At 74.3% G+C, this 16473-nt stretch carries 14 protein-coding genes; 9 read left to right on the forward strand and 5 right to left on the reverse strand.

Features of this window, described 5'->3' with window-relative positions; all coding sequences use genetic code 11:
• Positions 1–33 precede the first annotated feature (33 nt).
• The 3 genes from AB0O82_RS23695 to AB0O82_RS23705 all read left to right on the forward strand — a co-directional run bounded on the left by AB0O82_RS23695 (position 34) and on the right by AB0O82_RS23705 (position 3840).
• On the forward strand, positions 34–1455 hold the full coding sequence (locus AB0O82_RS23695) for a N,N-dimethylformamidase beta subunit family domain-containing protein (RefSeq protein WP_363585934.1): 1422 nt from the start codon (positions 34–36) through the stop codon (positions 1453–1455).
• A gap of 87 nt (positions 1456–1542) precedes the next feature.
• Positions 1543–2892, forward strand: a complete 1350-nt coding sequence (locus AB0O82_RS23700; protein WP_363585935.1) for a nucleotide sugar dehydrogenase — start codon at positions 1543–1545, stop codon at positions 2890–2892.
• Positions 2893–2907: 15 nt separating this feature from the next.
• On the forward strand, positions 2908–3840 hold the full coding sequence (locus tag AB0O82_RS23705; RefSeq protein WP_363585936.1) for an NAD-dependent epimerase/dehydratase family protein: 933 nt from the start codon (positions 2908–2910) through the stop codon (positions 3838–3840).
• A gap of 17 nt (positions 3841–3857) precedes the next feature.
• On the opposite strand, the gene AB0O82_RS23710 is transcribed toward AB0O82_RS23705, so the two are convergent.
• Positions 3858–4685 carry an aldo/keto reductase gene (locus tag AB0O82_RS23710; protein WP_363585937.1) on the reverse strand — a complete coding sequence of 276 codons (828 nt, stop codon included), beginning with the start codon at positions 4683–4685 and terminating at the stop codon, positions 3858–3860.
• Between the two features lie 217 nt (positions 4686–4902).
• Between AB0O82_RS23710 and AB0O82_RS23715 the strand changes: the two genes are divergently transcribed.
• Together AB0O82_RS23715 and AB0O82_RS23720 are read left to right on the forward strand one after the other, a co-directional pair.
• Positions 4903–5196, forward strand: coding sequence for a helix-turn-helix transcriptional regulator (locus AB0O82_RS23715; protein ID WP_363585938.1), 294 nt, complete (start codon positions 4903–4905; stop codon positions 5194–5196).
• Positions 5197–5235: 39 nt separating this feature from the next.
• Positions 5236–5415 carry a hypothetical protein gene (locus tag AB0O82_RS23720; RefSeq protein WP_363585939.1) on the forward strand — a complete coding sequence of 60 codons (180 nt, stop codon included), beginning with the start codon at positions 5236–5238 and terminating at the stop codon, positions 5413–5415.
• A gap of 36 nt (positions 5416–5451) precedes the next feature.
• On the opposite strand, the gene AB0O82_RS23725 is transcribed toward AB0O82_RS23720, so the two are convergent.
• Complete coding sequence (locus AB0O82_RS23725; protein WP_363585965.1) at positions 5452–5826, reverse strand: helix-turn-helix transcriptional regulator; 375 nt, start codon at positions 5824–5826, stop codon at positions 5452–5454.
• Positions 5827–6523: 697 nt separating this feature from the next.
• Between AB0O82_RS23725 and AB0O82_RS23730 the strand changes: the two genes are divergently transcribed.
• Positions 6524–9082 (forward strand): SdrD B-like domain-containing protein, encoded by a 2559-nt coding sequence (locus AB0O82_RS23730; RefSeq protein ID WP_363585940.1) that lies wholly within the window; start codon positions 6524–6526, stop codon positions 9080–9082.
• A gap of 35 nt (positions 9083–9117) precedes the next feature.
• Positions 9118–10005 (forward strand): hypothetical protein, encoded by an 888-nt coding sequence (locus AB0O82_RS23735; RefSeq protein ID WP_363585941.1) that lies wholly within the window; start codon positions 9118–9120, stop codon positions 10003–10005.
• A 42-nt stretch (positions 10006–10047) separates the two neighbouring features.
• On the opposite strand, the gene AB0O82_RS23740 is transcribed toward AB0O82_RS23735, so the two are convergent.
• On the reverse strand, positions 10048–11412 hold the full coding sequence (locus AB0O82_RS23740) for a right-handed parallel beta-helix repeat-containing protein (RefSeq protein WP_363585942.1): 1365 nt from the start codon (positions 11410–11412) through the stop codon (positions 10048–10050).
• A gap of 31 nt (positions 11413–11443) precedes the next feature.
• Between AB0O82_RS23740 and AB0O82_RS23745 the strand changes: the two genes are divergently transcribed.
• Complete coding sequence (locus AB0O82_RS23745) at positions 11444–12652, forward strand: Dyp-type peroxidase (protein ID WP_363585943.1); 1209 nt, start codon at positions 11444–11446, stop codon at positions 12650–12652.
• A gap of 76 nt (positions 12653–12728) precedes the next feature.
• Here AB0O82_RS23745 and AB0O82_RS23750 read toward each other — a convergent pair whose 3' ends face one another.
• A complete protein-coding gene (locus tag AB0O82_RS23750; protein WP_363585944.1) occupies positions 12729–13958 on the reverse strand; it encodes a cytochrome P450 in 1230 nt (409 codons plus the stop codon).
• A 153-nt stretch (positions 13959–14111) separates the two neighbouring features.
• Complete coding sequence (locus AB0O82_RS23755; protein ID WP_363585945.1) at positions 14112–15689, reverse strand: FAD-dependent monooxygenase; 1578 nt, start codon at positions 15687–15689, stop codon at positions 14112–14114.
• Between the two features lie 105 nt (positions 15690–15794).
• On the opposite strand from AB0O82_RS23755, the gene AB0O82_RS23760 reads away from it, so the two are divergent.
• Positions 15795–16418, forward strand: coding sequence for a TetR/AcrR family transcriptional regulator (locus AB0O82_RS23760; RefSeq protein WP_363585946.1), 624 nt, complete (start codon positions 15795–15797; stop codon positions 16416–16418).
• The last annotated feature ends 55 nt before the right edge of the window (positions 16419–16473 follow it).

The raw sequence follows: 16473 nt of genomic DNA on the forward strand, positions 1-16473 counted from the left end.
AGAAGGTGCCGCCCTCCCCGGTTGGAGAACCGCATGCCCCAAGCGCAGCGCGAGGCCGCGTCCGCCGCCGGACCGGCCGTCGACGGATACCCGGCCCGGCCGAGCGTGCGGGCCGGGGACACCCTGCGGCTGCACGTGTCGACCCGCGCGGCCCGGTTCCGGGCCGACTTCTTCCGCTGCGGCGCCCGCATCCGCCACCTGGGCTCCGTCCAGGGGCCGGGGCGGTACGCGCCGCCCGGGCGGCACGACCAGGACTGGCGCTGGCCCGGCCACGACGTCACCATTCCCGCGGACTGGCCCTCCGGGGTGTACATCGCCGTGCTGAGCCCCGCGACGACCGCGTCCGCGGACCCGGCGCCGCCCGGCGCCGAGGCCCTGGACGCGCGCCGCTCCCGGATCCTGTTCGTGGTGCGGCCCCGGGAACCCGCCCGGACGTCGCGCATCCTCTACAAGGTGCCGGTCTTCACCTACCACGCCTACAACCGAAGTGGCGGCGGATGCCTGTACGGCCCCCTCCACCACGACGAGGCCGCGCTGCGCGCCGGCACCAGGACCGTCAGCCTGCGCCGCCCGGGCGGCGGCATCGGCGGCCCGGTCAAGGGCCACCCGGACGCCCACGACCCGCGCACCCCCCGGCAGACCTTCGCGCACTGGGACGCCCCGTTCATCGCCTGGTTCGAGGCCGCCGGCTTCGAGGCCGACTACTGCACCGACCTCGACCTGCACGAGTCACCCCGACTCACCGACGGCTACCGGCTGTTGATCTCCGCCGGCCACGACGAGTACTGGAGCGAGGACGTCCGCCGCAACGTCACCGCCTTCCGCGACCGGGGCGGCAACTTCGCGCTGTTCGGGGCGAACACCTGCTGGTGGCGGGTGACGGTGAGCGGCGACGGCGCCGCCCTGCGCTGCGCCAAGTACCCGCCCGGCGTCCGGGACGTCGACGTCGACCGACTGCGCGGTTCCCCCGGCCACTGGTGGGAGTCGGACCCGGAGAACGCGCTGACGGGCGTCAGCTACCGCAGCGGCGGCGGCCACTGGGCGGGCCGCCGGGCGCCGCTGGGCTTCACCGTCCAGCACACCGACCACCCGGTCTTCGCGGGCACCGGACTGCGGGACGGCGACGTCCTCGGCGCCGGACACGCCCTGGTGGGCTACGAGTGCGACGGCGCCGCCCACCGCCGCGACGCCGCCCACCGGGCGGTGGCGACCGGAGCGGACGGCACGCCCGCCGGCTTCACCATCCTGGGGGTCGCCGACCTGCCCACGGACCCGGCCGCCGGCTGGCAGTTCGCCGCCCGCGAGGACCCGGACCCGGGCCGGGCCGCGACCTTCGGCCTGTACACCAGGGGCGGCACGGTGTTCACCGCCGCCACCACCGACTGGGCCCGCCTCCTGCCCCTCGACCCGCAGGTGCGCGCCATCACCCGCAACGTCGTCACCCTGCTGTCCTGAGGCCCGGACGGCACCCGCCGCCCCGCCGGGCAGTGGTCTTGCGCATGCCGATACAACTGGGGCGGTTTCGCCCGGAGGGGAACGTGTATGCCCGCACGGCAGGACACCGGCGACGCCGCGGCGCACCGCCTGAGCGCTCGCGCACCGTCCGTCCCGTCGACGCCTCCCAGCCGGGTGGTCGTCGTCGGCCAGGGCTACGTGGGGCTGCCCCTGGCGGTCCGCGCGGCGCAGGCCGGCCACCGCGTCGTCGGCTTCGACGTGGACAAGCAACGGGTCGGGCAGCTGCGCGCGGGAGAGTCGTACGTCCTGGACGTCCCCTCCGCGCGCCTGGCTCCGCTGCTCGCCTCCGGGGCCTACCGCGCCAGCACCGACCCGGCGGACTGCGGCGGCTTCGACATCGCGGTGATCACCGTCCCCACCCCGCTGCGCGAGGGACTGCCGGACCTCTCGCACGTCGCCGAGTCGGCCCGCACGCTGGGCGTGCTGCTCCGGCCGGGCGCGATGGTCGTCCTGGAGTCGACCACCTACCCGGGCACGACCGAGGAACTGGTCGGGCCGATCCTGGAGGAGATGTCCGGGCTGGTGGCCGGCCGGGACTTCCACCTGGGCTACAGCCCCGAGCGGATCGACCCGGGGAACCCGCGCTGGCGCCTGGAGAACACGCCCAAGGTGGTCTCCGGGGTGAACCGGACGTCCCTGGAGCGCGTCCAGGCGTTCTACGGTTCGATCGTCGACGCCGTCGTACCGGTCACCACCTGCCGCACCGCCGAGCTGACCAAGCTCCTGGAGAACACCTTCCGCCACGTCAACATCGCCCTGGTGAACGAACTCGCCATGTTCGCCCACGAGTTGGGTGTCGACGTGTGGGAGGCGATCGACGCCGCCAGCACCAAGCCGTACGGCTACCTGCGCTTCGTCCCCGGCCCGGGCGTGGGCGGGCACTGCCTGCCGATCGACCCGTCGTACCTGTCCTGGTGGGCGGAGCGCACGGCCGGCCGCACCTTCCGGTTCGTCGAACTCGCCAACGACGTCAACAGCCACATGCCCGACTACGTCGTGCGCCGACTCGTCGACGCCCTCGCCCGGCGCGGCAAGACCGTCGAAGGCTCCCGGGTCCTGCTGCTCGGCCTCTCCTACAAGGCCAACACCAGCGACGCGCGCGAGACCCCCTCCGCCCGCGTCGCCGAACTGCTCCTCGCGATGGGCGCGCAGGTGCACGCGGCGGACCCGCACGTCGTCCACCCGCTGCCCGCACCCGCCGACGCGCTCGACGGCGTACGGATGGTGGCCGCCACCCCCGGTGAACTCGCCGCCGCCGACTCGGTGGTGCTGCTCACGGACCACGACGCGTTCGACTACGACACCATCGCCGCCTGCTCCACGTACGTCCTGGACTGCCGCCGGCGCCTCAGCGGCGACAACATCGACATCCTCTGACAGGGAGGGACCGGCATGAAGATCGCGATCACCGGCGGCGCCGGATTCATCGGCAGCAACCTCGCCCACACCCTGGCCGAGTGCTCGCAGGTGTCCGAAGTCCGGATCGTGGACGACCTGTCCACCGGCTCCAAGGACAACCTCGCCCCACTCGCCGTCCACTTCCTCGAAGGCAGCGTCCTGGACGCCGCCCTCCTGGACCGCGCGTTCCACGGCATCGACGCGATCGTGCACCTGGCGGCGCTCCCGTCGGTACCCCGGTCGGTGAACGACCCCGTCGCCAGCCACCACGCCAACGCCACCGGCACGCTGTCCGTCCTGGAAGCCGCCCGACGGGCGGGCGGCGTGCAGGTGATCGCCGCCTCCTCGTCCTCCGTCTACGGCGCGAACCCGCGCCTGCCCAAACACGAAGGCCTGCTCCCGGCCCCGATGAGCCCGTACGCCGCGAGCAAACTCGCGGGCGAGGCGTACCTGAGCGCCTACCACCACTCCTACGGCCTGCCGGTCCTCCCGTTCCGCTTCTTCAACGTCTACGGGCCCCGGCAGCCCGCCGGGCACGCCTACGCCGCCGTGGTGCCGGCCTGGATCAGCGCCGCGACCACCGGCCGGCCCCTGGTGGTGCACGGCGACGGCGGCCAGACCCGCGACTTCACGTACGTCGCCACCGTCTGCCGCATCCTCGCCCGGGCCGCGCTGCGCACCGTCGCCGACCCCGAACCGGTGAACCTCGCCTACGGCACCCGCACCTCCCTGCTGGACCTGATCGCCGAACTCGAACTCGCCACCGGGACGACCCTGCACCCGCAGCACACCGCAGCCCGCCCCGGAGACGTCCGGCACTCCCAGGCGGACAACACCCGGCTGCGCACCCTGTTCCCCGAGGTCGAGCCGACCGCCCTGCGCGAGGGCCTGGAACAGACCGTCCGGTGGTTCCGCAGCAGGGCCTGAGGCCCCCGTGCCCCTGGTCAACCCCGGGGGTCGAAGGTGTCCGGGTTGGGGCCGATCCGGCCCCCGTCGGCGAGGGCGGCGATGGCGGACAGGTCCTCCGGGCCCAGGGCGAAGTCGAAGACGCCGATGTTCTCCCTGATCCGGGCCGGGGTCGCGGAGCGGGGGATCACCAGGTTGCCGAGCTGGAGGTGCCAGCGGATGACCACCTGGGCCGGCGTCTTCCCGTACCGGTCGGCGATCCGGGCGAGGGCGGGCTCGGCGAGCAGCCGGCCGCCCTGGGCGAGCGGGCTCCACGCCTCGGTGGCGATGGAGTGCTCGGCGGCGAGCGTGCGCATCCGCTCCTGGGGGAGGTAGGGGTGCAGCTCGATCTGGTTGACGGCCGGGACGACGCCGGTCTCCGCCAGCAGCCGTCCGAGCGTCGCGGCGGTGAAGTTGGAGACGCCGACCGCCCTGGCGCGCCCCTCGGCGTGCAGCAGCTCCAGGGCCCGGTACGACTCGACGTACCGGGCCTGCCGGGGGAGGGGCCAGTGGATCAGGTAGAGGTCCACGTAGTCGGTGCCCAGGCTGCGCACGCTCGCGTCGAACGCGCGGAGGGTGCGGTCGTAGCCCTGGTCGGCGTTCCCCAGCTTGGTGGTGAGGAAGACCTCCGGCCGGGGGATGCCGACGTCGCGGACGGCCCGGCCGACGCCCTCCTCGTTGCGGTAGACCCGGGCGGTGTCGATGCGGCGGTAGCCGGCCTCCAGCGCGTGGGTGACGGCCGTGTAGGCCTGGTCGTCGGTCAGCGGCCAGACACCGAGGCCGACGCGCGGGACGGCGGAGCCGTTGTTGAGGACGAGGCGTTGCACGGGGCGGGCCTTTCCGTTCCGGGGTACGGCGGCGGCTTGCCCTTCGAGTGTGTCGCCGCAGGCCGCTCCGAGGAAGACCGCCCAGGTGGTGACGGACGGTCAGATTCGTTGTGCCGCCCGAAGCGCGCGCGGGTTCGCCGCTGAACCCGACGGTTCCCCGGTCGCGTTACGAAGGCTAGAGCAGCCGGCTGACGCGGACAGGGAAAGGTCGGGAAAGATGCGATTTGGCGACATGCTGCACGGACACCGGAAGCACCGGGGCCTGACCCAGCAGCAACTGGCCGATCTCGCCACGCTGAGTGTTCGCGCGGTGCGCAACCTGGAACGGGGCGGGGCGCTGCGGCCCCGGCGGGAGACGGTGCGGCTGCTCGTGGACGTGCTGCGGCTGGACGCCGACCAGCGGGCGCAGTTCGAGTCGGCGGCGTTCGAGTCGACGGCGTTCCCCGAGGGGCCGGGCGCGGCGCCCCGTGATCGCGGCCCCGGCTTGCGGGGGCCCGGGGCGCGCGTTTGAGTGGGAAGGTACCGGCGGAATCGGGGGCGAGGAGGCGCCATGTCGCACCACAAGTCCAACAAGGACGTCGAAGGCGACCCGGACACCGGGCACGGGCGCGGTCTGCCCCGGCGGCCCGACGAGGAGGAGCTCGACGAGCGCACCGAGGAGGACCGCGAGGAGGTGGGCCTGCCCCCGGACCCGGACGCGGACGACCGGCCCGAGCAGGGCCGGCGGTAGGGGCCGGGGCCACTGCCGAGCCCGGCCGGAGCCGCGCTACGGGCCGGTGGGGTCGCCCGTCTCCCCGGTCCTGGTCGGCCGGGTGTGGACCTTGGCGACGCAGGCCGGGAGGGCGGCGGCGTGGTCGTGGTCCCGGGCCCGGTACGCGCTGGGGGTCTCGCCGACCAGCTGGGTGAACCGCGAGCTGAACGAGCCCAGCGAGGTGCAGCCGACCGCCATGCAGACCTCCGTCACGCTCAGGTCGCCGCGCCGCAGCAGTGCCTTGGCCCGCTCGATCCGGCGGGTCATGAGGTAGCCGTACGGGGTCTCGCCGAAGGCGGCGCGGAAGCTGCGGGAGAAGTGGCCCGGCGACATCAGTGCGGTGTGCGCCAGCGCCGGCACGTCCAGTGGCTGGGCGTAGTCGCGGTCCATCCGGTCGCGGGCCCGCCGCAGCCGGGCGAGGTCGGGTAGGGGGAGTCGGGACACCTGGGGCACGTCTGCCACGCTACCCGCCCGGTCCGACAGGGTCGCGCGGAGGCGTGCGCCGGCCGCCGCCCCGGGCCGCCTCCCCGCCCCGTCCGCTCCCGCGCCCCCGCTCCCGCACCCCCGTTCCTGCGCCCTGCCCTGCACTGTCCCCGCACCCCCGTTCCTGCGCCCTGCCCTGCCCTGTGCTGTCCCCGCGCCCCGCCTCCGCACCCCACCGCCTTGTCCGGACGAATTCCGGTCAAAGGCGCTGTTTTCGAGCAGGGCGGCCGGTATCGGACGAACGGGTCCAGATTCGAACTGGTGGTGGAGTGGGTGTGCCGCTCTTGTCGCGCGTGCACATGAACTTTCGTCAATTCCCTTGCGGATATATTAGATTGCCGGTCTGCTGATGAACTCCTGATCGGCCCGGGTGTGATAACCCGTCGATGATGAGAGCGGGACATTGGGACGAACGAGGAAGCGAACGAGGTGCGCCGCGCAGGTCGCGGCGCTGACGGTGGGACTGTCCGCCGCAGCGCTGGTGACGGCGCCGGCGGCTTTTCCACAACCCGGCGACGGGACGGTGACCGTCCGGGTGATCCGGGCGGTGGACACCAGTGGAGTGTGGACACCGGCCCTGGAGCCAGGGCTCGCGGGCGTGAAGGTGACGCTCACGGATGACGCCGGGGTCGCGATCGAGGGGGTGACGGCGGCCGACGGGACGGTCACCCTGGCCCCGGCGACGGCCAAGCCGTCCGGGGGCAAGTACCGGGTGCAGGTGGTGAATCCGAAGCCCGGGGTGCTGTTCCCGGCGTTCGCCTCGCGGCAGGGGCTGGACGGCGCGCCGACCCAGCTGAGCAGCAACGAGGAGTTCGTCGACCTCTCGGGCGGCAAGAACGTGGCGTACACCACCGGGCTCTGGAACCCCGGTGACTACTGCCAGAAGAACGCCCCGCTGGTCACGACCTGCCAGCCGATGGACCGCGAGGGCGGGGCCCAGCGCACGCTGGTCTCCTTCCCGTACAGCGCGCGTGGCCAGGACGGCGAAGGCGTGACCGCCACGAACCTCGCCACCAACGCCGATACCGGCACGCTGTACGGCATCGCCTGGAACAAGGCCGACCGGCGGTTGTTCTCCTCGGCGGTGGCCAAGCGCACCACCGACTACGGCCCGGGCGGTGCCGGGGCGGTCTACGTCACCGACATCGCGCAGAAGAAGACGACGCTGTTCACCACCGTCCCGAACGCGGGCTCGACGGCCCACGGCGGCGGTACCGACGACGCCTTCCTTGACACGCCGGGCAAGGAGAGCCTCGGCGGCATCAAGATCACCGACGACGGCAAGGACCTGTTCGTCGTCAACCTCAACGACCGCAGGCTCTACCGCTACAACGCCACCCTGCCGGCCGCCGGGAGCCCGACGGCCTCCTACCCGATCCCCGACCCGGGCTGCCCGGCGGCGGGGGACTGGCGTCCGTTCGGCCTCGGCCTCCAGGACGGCACCGGCTACCTCGGCGGAGTGTGCTCCGGCGAGTCCACGGGCAAGCTCACCGACCTGCGCGCGGTGGTCCTGCCCTTCGACCTCGCCACCGGCGTGTTCGGCAAGCCGGTGCTGGACCAGCCGCTGGACTACCCGCGCCAGTCCACCGTCGGTTCGGGCCCGTGCGACGGTGCGGGCTGGTTCCCGTGGACGAGCACCTACCCGACCACGCAGAACGGCCGCCCGTGCGGCAGCGCCACCATCGCCAAGCCCGAGCCCGAGTTGGGCGAGATCACGTTCGAGACCGACGGCTCGATGCTGCTGGCCTTCCGCGACCGCTTCAGCGACCGCGCGCCGGGCGCCCCGGTGCCGGGCTTCGTCGCCGTCGTCATGTCCGGCGGGGACCTGAACAAGGCCTGCCGGGCGAACGGCACGTACGTGATGGACACCAACAACGGGTGCGGGCTCGCCCCCCGGGGCACCCGGTTCTTCGACACGACCTGGGGAGGCCACCGCAACACGGCGTTCGCCGGCATGGCGCTGTCCAAGGTCGAGAGCACCGTCGCGGTCTCCGCCTTCGACCCCAACCACACCGCTCTCGGGTACGGCACGTCGTTCCTCCAGCGGGCGAACGGCCAGCAGGACCCGCAGTTCGGTTTCCGGCTCAACCCGGCCGGGACGATCGCGCCGTTCGGCAAGGGCGCCTCGATGGGCGACCTGGAGGTGCTCTGCGACCAGGCGCCGCTGCAGATCGGCAACCGGGTCTGGTACGACCCCGAGCGCAAGGGCGTCCAGAACCCGGGCCAGCGCCCCGTCGAGGGCGCGACCGTCCACCTCTACGACGAGTCGGGCAAGCTGGTCGGCACGACGAAGACGACGAAGCGCGGCGAGTACTACTTCGACGACTCGAACGTCACCGGCGGTCTCAAGCCGAGGACCAAGTACACGATCCGGCTCGACAACCCGGCGGACTACGCCAAGGGCGGGCCGCTCTACCAGTGGGTGCCCACCGACGCGGACGTCGGCGACAACCACTTCATCGATTCCAAGGGCCTGGTGCCGCCCGGTACGAAGTTCCCCGAGCGGGCGCTGACCACCGGCGGGCCGGGCGAGAACGACCACACCTTCGACTTCGGGTTCCGGCAGCAGGAGGGCGCGCTGCGCCTGGTCAAGCACGACCAGGACGGCAAGCCGCTGGCGGGGGCGAAGTTCCAGCTGTGGCACGACACCAACGGCACCGACGGGTTGCAGACCGGCGGTGACAAGCCCGATACGGCGGTGGGCGGCCCCTGCACGACCGGCGCCGACGGCCTCTGCCAGGGCGCCGGGGTGCCGGGGACGTACTACTGGCAGGAGCTCAGCCCGCCCGACGGCTACGCGGCTCCGGACACCACCGTGTTCGGCCCGCTGGCGCTGACCTCCGACAACCTCGCGGACGGTGTCTCGGTGACGGCGGTCAACCGGCTGCTGCCCACTCCGACGCCGACCCCGACGCCGACCAACTCGTCGAGCCCGCCGAGCCCGTCGAGTTCGCCGAGCACGCCGGAGCGGACCACGCCGCCGGGGCCGACGGAGTCGCCGAGCCCGTCGACGGCGAACCCGCTGCCCCCGCCCGGGGGACAGCTGCCCAGCACCGGCGCCAGTGCCCTGGTGCCGCTGGGGATCGTCGGCGGCGCGGTGCTGGTGGCGTCCGGTGGTGCGCTGGTCCTCGTCGCCCGTAAGCGCAGGGCGCGGCACCAGTAGGAATAGGAAGCGGTGAGGAGGGGCGGGCCCGTGGCGTGATTCATGCCACGGGCCCGCCCGCCGCTCGTTCGCACGACGGTGACGACGAGCACGACGGTGACGACGAGCACGACGGCGACGACGAGCACGACGGTGATGACAAGGAGGAGGGCTGCCAGATGGCCCGCAGGAAGATCGGGAAGAGGGCGCGGTTGCGCCTGCTCGTCGGGGTGGTCGGCGCGGTGGTGGTCGCCGGGGCCACGGTCCTCGGGGTGACGGCCTGGGGCGAACCGGAGGAACGGGCGGTGACCATGGACGAGGCGTCCCGGCTGGCGCTGTCCCGGCTGACGCTGTACCAGGCCAGCCCGGCGGCGGTGGTGCTCACCGCGGCGGAGGGCGGCGGCGTGCAGATCCGGGTGGAGGGGGTGGTGGACTACCGCACCCGCCGGGGGGTGGGCCGCTACCAGGTCTCCGGGGCCTCGGGTCAGCTCGACCACGGCCTGATCATCTGGGACGGCGACGGCCTCGGGCTGGCCCCGGAGCCGGCCGGCTCCGGCCCCGCCTGGGAGCAGGCCGAGCACGTCCCCCGCTCCGGCTGGTCGCCGCGCTCCTACACGGCGGACCCGCTGGACGCCGGGCTCGGCCTGCTGGTCCGCCTCGGCGCGGACCGGCCGGACAACCCGCTGCTGCTCGCCCAGTCCGGGGCGCGCCTGCTCGGCCGGGACCGCATCGACGGCCGCGACTACGACCGCTTCTCGGGCCCGCGCGCCCAGGGCGCCGCCCCGGACGGCGGGCCGTCGCCGCTGACCTACTGGGTCGACGGCGCCGGCGCGCTGCGCCGGGTCACCATGCGGATGTCCGGCCTGGGCACCCCGACGACCGTCGACCTCACCGGTCGGCAGGACGGCGTGCGGATGCCGGAGGCGCCGTGGGCCGCCGGGTGAGGCCCCGGGGCCGCCGGGGCTGCGGCTCACCGGGGCCCGGGCTCACCGGGGTTGCGGCACGGCGGCGGTGTCCGTGGGCAGGGCGTAGCGGTCCGGGTCGACGGGCCCCGGCAGGTCCGTCGCCGGCCGGCCCGGCGCCGACGGGTCGGGCAGGGAGGGCTGCGCGTCCGGGGCCCGCACCTGGTGGAACGGCACGCCGGGCGGCGCCATGACGGTGGCGGGCCGGCCGCCGGGGAGCGGGCCGCGGCCCTGCGCCCCGCACGCCGCCAGGCCCTCCAACTGCTCCGGGCTCTGGGTGTCGGGCGTGTTGCCGGTGAAGCAGTTGCCGGGGTCGGTGGAGGCCAGCACGAGGTCGACGCCGTTGCCCGTGGCGCGGTTGCCCTCGACGCGGTTGCCGCTCGCCGGGTGCCCGGGCGGGTCGGTGACGATGACCCCGGCGGCGCGGTTCCCCTGGACGAGGTTGCGCAGCACCTGGTTCGCGGTGCCGCCGCCGATCCCGAGGCCGATGCCGAAGCCGCCGTCCGCCTGCTCCGGGGTGTCGGCGGCGTTGTTGTCGGCGATCACGTTCCCGGCGATCACCGCGCCGTGCTGCGGGGCGAGGGATTCCAGGTCGTTGGAGTTCACCGTCACGCCGACCCGGTTGCCGACCACCCGGTTGCCGAGGATGCTGAGCCCGTCGGAGGCGTTGGTCAGCTCGATGCCGACCGCGTTGCGCTCCACGGTGTTGCCGTGCACGAGGGTGTCGCAGGGCTTGCACTGGCCGACGTAGATCCCGGAGTCGGCCTGCCCGGAGGCGTAGGAGTCCTCGATCACGCCGCCGCGCGCGTCGAAGGCGTAGATGCCGTACAGGCCGTTGTCGTACGCCGTCACCCGGGAGGCCCGGAAGCCCTGGACGGGCGGGAAGCGGTTGGTGTCGAGCGGGTCGTACGCGGAGCCGCCGGCGCCGTGCCGTTGCAGGTGCTCGTCGGTGACGCCGGTGAACAGGACGCCGTTGGCGAGGTAGCCGTGCACTGTGAGGTTCTCCACCACCGAGCCGGCGCCGGTGACGGTGATGCCGTTGACGAGCCGCACCCCGCCGTCGAGGACGACGCCGTTGCGGTCCGTCCCGCGCAGGACGATGCGCGGCTTGGTGATCCGGACGCTCTCCGGGTACACGCCCGGGTGGACCAGCACCGTGTCGCCCTCGCGCGCGACGTCCACGGCCTGCTGCACGGTCGGGAAGTCCTCCGGGACCTGGACGACCGTACCGGCCGGATGGCGCGCCTCGTCGGAGGAGGAGCCCGATGCCGCGCAGCCGGCCAGCGCCAGGGTGGCGGCGAGCAGCGCCGCGGACAGCCGTCGCAGCGGTCTCGTCGCACGTGCAGGTGAGGGTCGGTGGGTGAGTTGACGCATCATCGGGATTTGCATGAGAGGTGTTCTATCGTCTCCAATGTCGCCCATGCATGCCGAAACCGGAAAAGTGCGGAAACAGACGGAAGCCGCCGGATCCGGTGTGGAGCGGAGGGCGCTGCTCGCGGCCGGAGCGGTGCTCGCCGCCGGACTCGGCGCCGGCGTCCAGGCGTTGGCGCACGGCGGCCACGAAGGCGCCGCGCCGCACCCGGCGGCCCCGCCACCCGGACCGGCACCCCTCTTCCACGGCCCCCGCCAGGCCGGCGTGACCACACCGCCGCAACCCGCCACCCAGCTGCTGGCCTTCGACCTCGCACCCGCGACCACCGCCGGCGGCCGGGACGCCCTGCGCGGCCTGCTCGCGGACCTCACCCGGCTGCTGGCCGCCGCGACCGCCGGGAGCTCGCCGGACCTGCGGCTCCAGGGCGCCGAACCGGCCCGGCTCACCAGCCTGGTGGGCGTCGGCCCCGACCTCGCCGCCCGGCTCGGCCTGAACGTCCCGACCGCGCTCGCCGACCTGCCGGCCTTCGCCGGCGACCGCCTCGACCCGGCGCGCGGCGGCGGCGACGTCCTCCTCCAACTCTGCGGCGCCGACCGCTGGACGCTGACCGTCGTCGCCGAACTCGCCACCACCGCCGCCCGCGCCGCCGGGGCCACGCCCCGCTGGACCCAGTCCGGCTTTCTGCCCGCCACCGCCCCGGGCACCACCGCCCGCAACCTGTTCGGCTTCAAGGACGGCACCGCCAACCCCGACGAGCCGACCGCCCGGCAGTGGGTCTGGGGTCCGGCGGGGGCGCACGAGAACGGCACCGTCCTGGTCTACCGGCGGATCCGGATGGACGTCGCCGCCTTCGCGGCCCTCCCCGCGGACCGGCGCGACCTGGTCATCGGCCGCCGTGCGGGCGACGGCGCCCCGCTCACCGGCAGCGCCGAACACGACGAACCGGACGTCTACGCCAAGAACCCGGACGGCTCCTACGTCATCCCCGCCACCGCCCACGTCCGGCTCAGCAGCCCCCGCCTCGACGGTGGCGCGCGCATGCTCCGCCGCGGCTACAGCTACGACGACGGCCCGGACGACCGCGGCCTGCTCTTCTGCGCCTTCATGCGCGACCCCGCCCAGTTCACCCGCGTCCAGACCCGCCTCGCCACCCGCGACGCCCTCAACCCGTTCGTCCAGCACCAGGCCTCCGCCGTCGCCTACGTCCTCCCCGGCGCCCCCGAGGGCGCCACCCTGGGCGAGCAGCTCTGGGGCTGAGGGGGAACAGGGGCTTGCCCGCGACGGCCCGGGGGCCGGCGCGGGCTGCTCGCTGCGGGCGGCCCGGCGCCCCCGGCTACCAGGTGACCGGCAGGTGGGCGGGGCTGCGGGTGGTGGTGCCGAGTTGCCAGGTGAGCCGGTCGACGGGGGTGGTGAGGCGCAGGCCCGGGAGGGCGGCGGCGAGGCGGCGGAGGGATTCGCGCATCTCCAGGCGCATCCGCCAGGCGCCGAGGCAGTAGTGGGGGCCGGCGCTGAAGGCGAGGGTCGGGGCGGGCAGCGGGTGGTCGAGGCCGGCGTCGAGGCCCTCGGGGAAGACGGCGGTGTCGCGGTTGGCGCTGCCGAGGCTGACGGCGAGGACGGCGCCGGCGGGGATCCGGACGCCGCCGAGGTCGACCGGTTCGGTGGCGCGCCGGGTGGTGGCCTCGTCGTCGCCGAGCGGGATGAAGTGGAGGAGTCGTTCGGTGACGCGTTCGGTGGTGTCGGGATCGGCGAGTCGGGGCCACTGCTCGGGGCGTTCGCCGAGCAGGTAGACGAGGGCGTTGCCGAGGGCGCCGGTGACGCTCTCGTTGCCGCTGGCGGTGAGCCCGCAGACCAGGTAGACGAGTGATTCCTCGGGGACGCCGCCGTCCTGGTCGGCGGCCTGGACGAGGCGGCTGACCAGGTCCTCGCCGGGGTGGTGGCGGCGGCGGGCGATCAACTCGCCGGTGTAGGCGGCGTATTCGGCGAGCGCCTCGGCCGGGTCCAGGGTGCCGTCCGCCGCGTCGCCACTGTCGTCCGGGGTGCCGCCGTCGTCCGGGGTGCCGTCGGCGAGGATCGCCCTGGTCCAGCGGCGGAGCCGTTGCTCGTCGAGGCGGTCCGGGCCGTCGCCGTCGAGCCCCATCAGGCGGCTGGTGACGGCGAAGGGCACCGGCCGGGTGAAGGCGGTGACCAGGTCGGCGGGGGTGCCGCCGGCCGCGAGGGCGTCGACGGCCTGCTGGACGCTCTCCGCGACCCAGGGCTGCCAGCCGGCGATGGCGCGTGCGGTGAAGGCTCGTTGGACGGTGCTGCGCAGCCGGCGGTGTTCCGGCCCGTCCTGGTTGAACATCGACGCCGGGTTGCTGGAGACGTCGGCGCCGCCGCCGGGGGTGCCGACGGTGGCCAGGTCGCCGCGGGTGAAGCGGGGGTCGGTGAGGGTCTGGCGGACGTCGTGGTAGCGGGTGACCAGCCAGGCGGGGGTGCCGTCGGGGAGGGTGGTGGGGTGGGGCGGCTGGGCGGGGGTGACGGGGAGTCGGTGCAACGGGGGGAGGGCGGGTGCGGCGGTGGACATGGGTCCCTTCGGGGTCGGCGGTCCGGCGCGGGATGAGAATCCAACTGTCTTATTTGCGTAGATCGTTGGATTCCGCTGCTGCTTGTCCCGTTGGTCCCGATGGTAGCGATTCCACCTCCCCCGGTCAGGGTTTCACCGGCCCGGCCCGGCCCGTCAGCCCGTCAGTGGGCCGGTCCGTCGGTCGGCCAGCCCGAGGTCGCGCAGGTGGGCGGTGAGCGCGGCCGGGTCGACCGCCCCCGCGGTGAGTCCGACGTGGCCGTCGGGGCGGACCAGTACGACGGCGTCGCCGTCGATCCCGTAGGCGCGGCGGGCGTGGCCGCCGGGGTCGAGGACGCCGGCCCGGCGCACGCCCGGGAGGTCGGGCAGGGCGGTCAGGGCGGGGTGCTCGCCGAAGGCCAGCAGGGTGGCGTGCGGGCCGCGGAAGAGGTCGAACAGGCGGGTGGGGGCGCCGTCGGCGGTGGCGCAGGGCGCGTCCGGGGCGCGGTCCCCGGCGCGGATGCCGGTGGCGTCGTCCAGGTCGCGGCCGAGCGGCCCGCCCCGGTAGTGGACGGACAGCCCGGTGAGGTCGGCGCCGGCCGAGTTGGCCAGGCTGAGGAGCTGGTCGGTCAGGGCCCGGGCCCCGCCGTCGCCGCTGAACAGTGCCCGGTGCTGGGCGGAGGAGGCGGCCAGGACGGCGCGGGCGACGGGCAGCCGTTCGGCCTGGTAGCTGTCGAGGAGCGGGTCGGGGGCGCCGCGCAGCGCCGCCGCCAGCTTCCAGCCGAGGTTGTGCGCGTCCTGGATGCCGGTGTTCATGCCCTGGCCGCCGGCCGCGGACTGACAGTGGGCGGAGTCCCCGGCGAGGAACACCCGGCCCTCGCGGTAGCGCTCGACCATGCGTACGGTCGGCCGCCAGACGGTGGACCAGGTCGGCTCGTGCAGCCGGGCGCCGGGCAGGCCGGCCCGTTCGGCGAACAGCTGCCGGAAGGTGTCCAGGGTGGGGGCGGGCAGCCGCCCGTGCCCGTCGGGGGTGACGGAGGCGTGGACGGCCCAGGTGTCGTCCTGGCGCAGCGGGACCAGTACCAGGGCGCCGACGCCGAACCGGGGGTCGTCCCAGACGTGCAGGGCGTCCGGCGCGAACCCGTCCAGGCGCATCGTGGCCATCAGGAAGCGCTCCTCCTCCCAGGTCTCGCCGAGGAACGGGATGCCCGCGAGTTTGCGGACGGTGCTGCGGCCGCCGTCGCAGCCGACCAGGTAGCGGGCGGCGATCCGCTCGGTGGCGGCCCCGGCGCGCTCCCCGTGCTGGACGATGGCGAGGACGCCGTCCCCGTCCTGGGTGTGGTCGACGAGCCCGGTGTCCAGTTCGACCGTGACGCCGTAGTCGGCGAGCCGGTCGCGCAGCACGGCCTCGGTGTGGTGCTGGGCGAGCATCAGCAGGCCGCCGTAAGGGCGGTCGGGGGTCGGGGCGTTGGCGGGTGCCGGGTCGACCTCGTGGCGGAGCCGGTCGCCCCGGTAGCTGCGGATCTTGAGGTTGAGGTCGCCGCGGGCGAGGATCTCGCCGGCCACGCCGAGGTCGTCGAACACCTCCAGCGTCCGGGGGTTGACGCCCTTGCCGCGGACGCCGCGGTCGCGGAAGGCCGGGTCCCGTTCGATGATCCGGCAGTCGACCCCCGCGCGGGCCAGTCCGACGGCGAGCGTCAGTCCGACCGGGCCGGCGCCGACCACGAGGACGTCGGTCGTACGGGCAGTGCTCATGGCGGGCCCCTCCTCGACATAAGATACGAATCGTTTCTTAATCTCGACTGTAGACTCGGCCCGATAAGAAACGCAACGTATCTACAAGGATGGGTGCGGACCTCGGTGACGACCGGCAGCACAACGGAGGACGGACCGGCGGGCGGCAGGGCCTCCCGCCGGCGCGGCGACGAACTGGAACAGGCGATCCTCGACGCCGTCTGGGCCGAACTCGCCGACCACGGCTACGACCGGCTCACCATGGACGGTGTCGCCGCCCGCGCCCGGACCAGCAAACCGGTGCTCTACCGCCGCTGGCCCAACCGCGCCGCGCTGGTCGTCGCCGCCCTCGGCCGCAACGCCCCCGACTACCGGGAGCCGCCCGACACCGGCGAACTGCGGGCCGACCTCTCGCTCTTCCTGCGCAGGCTGCTGCACCGCTTCGACGACCTGCCGCAGGACGCCGTGCACGGCCTCCTGGTCGACCTGATGCGCGACCCCGAACTGCGCGAGCACTTCCGCAGGCTGGTCTCCCAGGGGCCGGTGGGCGGCCTGACGGCGATGCTGCGCCGCGCCGCCGACCGGGGCGAGATCAACCCCGCGCGGCTCACCCCCCGCACCTGCTCCCTCCCGCTCGACCTCCTGCGCGAGGCCGCCCTGCTCGGCGGCGGCGTCCCGCCCGACCACGTCGTCGACGAGATCCTCGACGAGGTCGTCCTGCCGCTGCTCAGGGCGCCCTCCGCGGGCTGACCCGCGAGGCCGGGGTCCTATGCTCGGAGCCGGTCGAACATCCGTACGCGAAAGG

The organism is Kitasatospora sp. NPDC088264, from assembly GCF_040685715.1.
Classification (GTDB): Bacteria; Actinomycetota; Actinomycetes; order Streptomycetales; family Streptomycetaceae; genus Kitasatospora.

Coding starts and splice junctions, on each gene's coding strand:
- AB0O82_RS23695 (WP_363585934.1), top strand. CDS start 34: ATGCCCCAAGCGCAGCGCGAGGCCGCGTCCGCCGCCGGACCGGCCGTC.
- AB0O82_RS23700 (WP_363585935.1), top strand. CDS start 1,543: ATGCCCGCACGGCAGGACACCGGCGACGCCGCGGCGCACCGCCTGAGC.
- AB0O82_RS23705 (WP_363585936.1), top strand. CDS start 2,908: ATGAAGATCGCGATCACCGGCGGCGCCGGATTCATCGGCAGCAACCTC.
- AB0O82_RS23715 (WP_363585938.1), top strand. CDS start 4,903: ATGCGATTTGGCGACATGCTGCACGGACACCGGAAGCACCGGGGCCTG.
- AB0O82_RS23720 (WP_363585939.1), top strand. CDS start 5,236: ATGTCGCACCACAAGTCCAACAAGGACGTCGAAGGCGACCCGGACACC.
- AB0O82_RS23725 (WP_363585965.1), bottom strand. CDS start 5,826: ATGGACCGCGACTACGCCCAGCCACTGGACGTGCCGGCGCTGGCGCAC.
- AB0O82_RS23740 (WP_363585942.1), bottom strand. CDS start 11,412: ATGCAAATCCCGATGATGCGTCAACTCACCCACCGACCCTCACCTGCA.
- AB0O82_RS23745 (WP_363585943.1), top strand. CDS start 11,444: ATGCATGCCGAAACCGGAAAAGTGCGGAAACAGACGGAAGCCGCCGGA.
- AB0O82_RS23750 (WP_363585944.1), bottom strand. CDS start 13,958: ATGTCCACCGCCGCACCCGCCCTCCCCCCGTTGCACCGACTCCCCGTC.
- AB0O82_RS23755 (WP_363585945.1), bottom strand. CDS start 15,689: ATGAGCACTGCCCGTACGACCGACGTCCTCGTGGTCGGCGCCGGCCCG.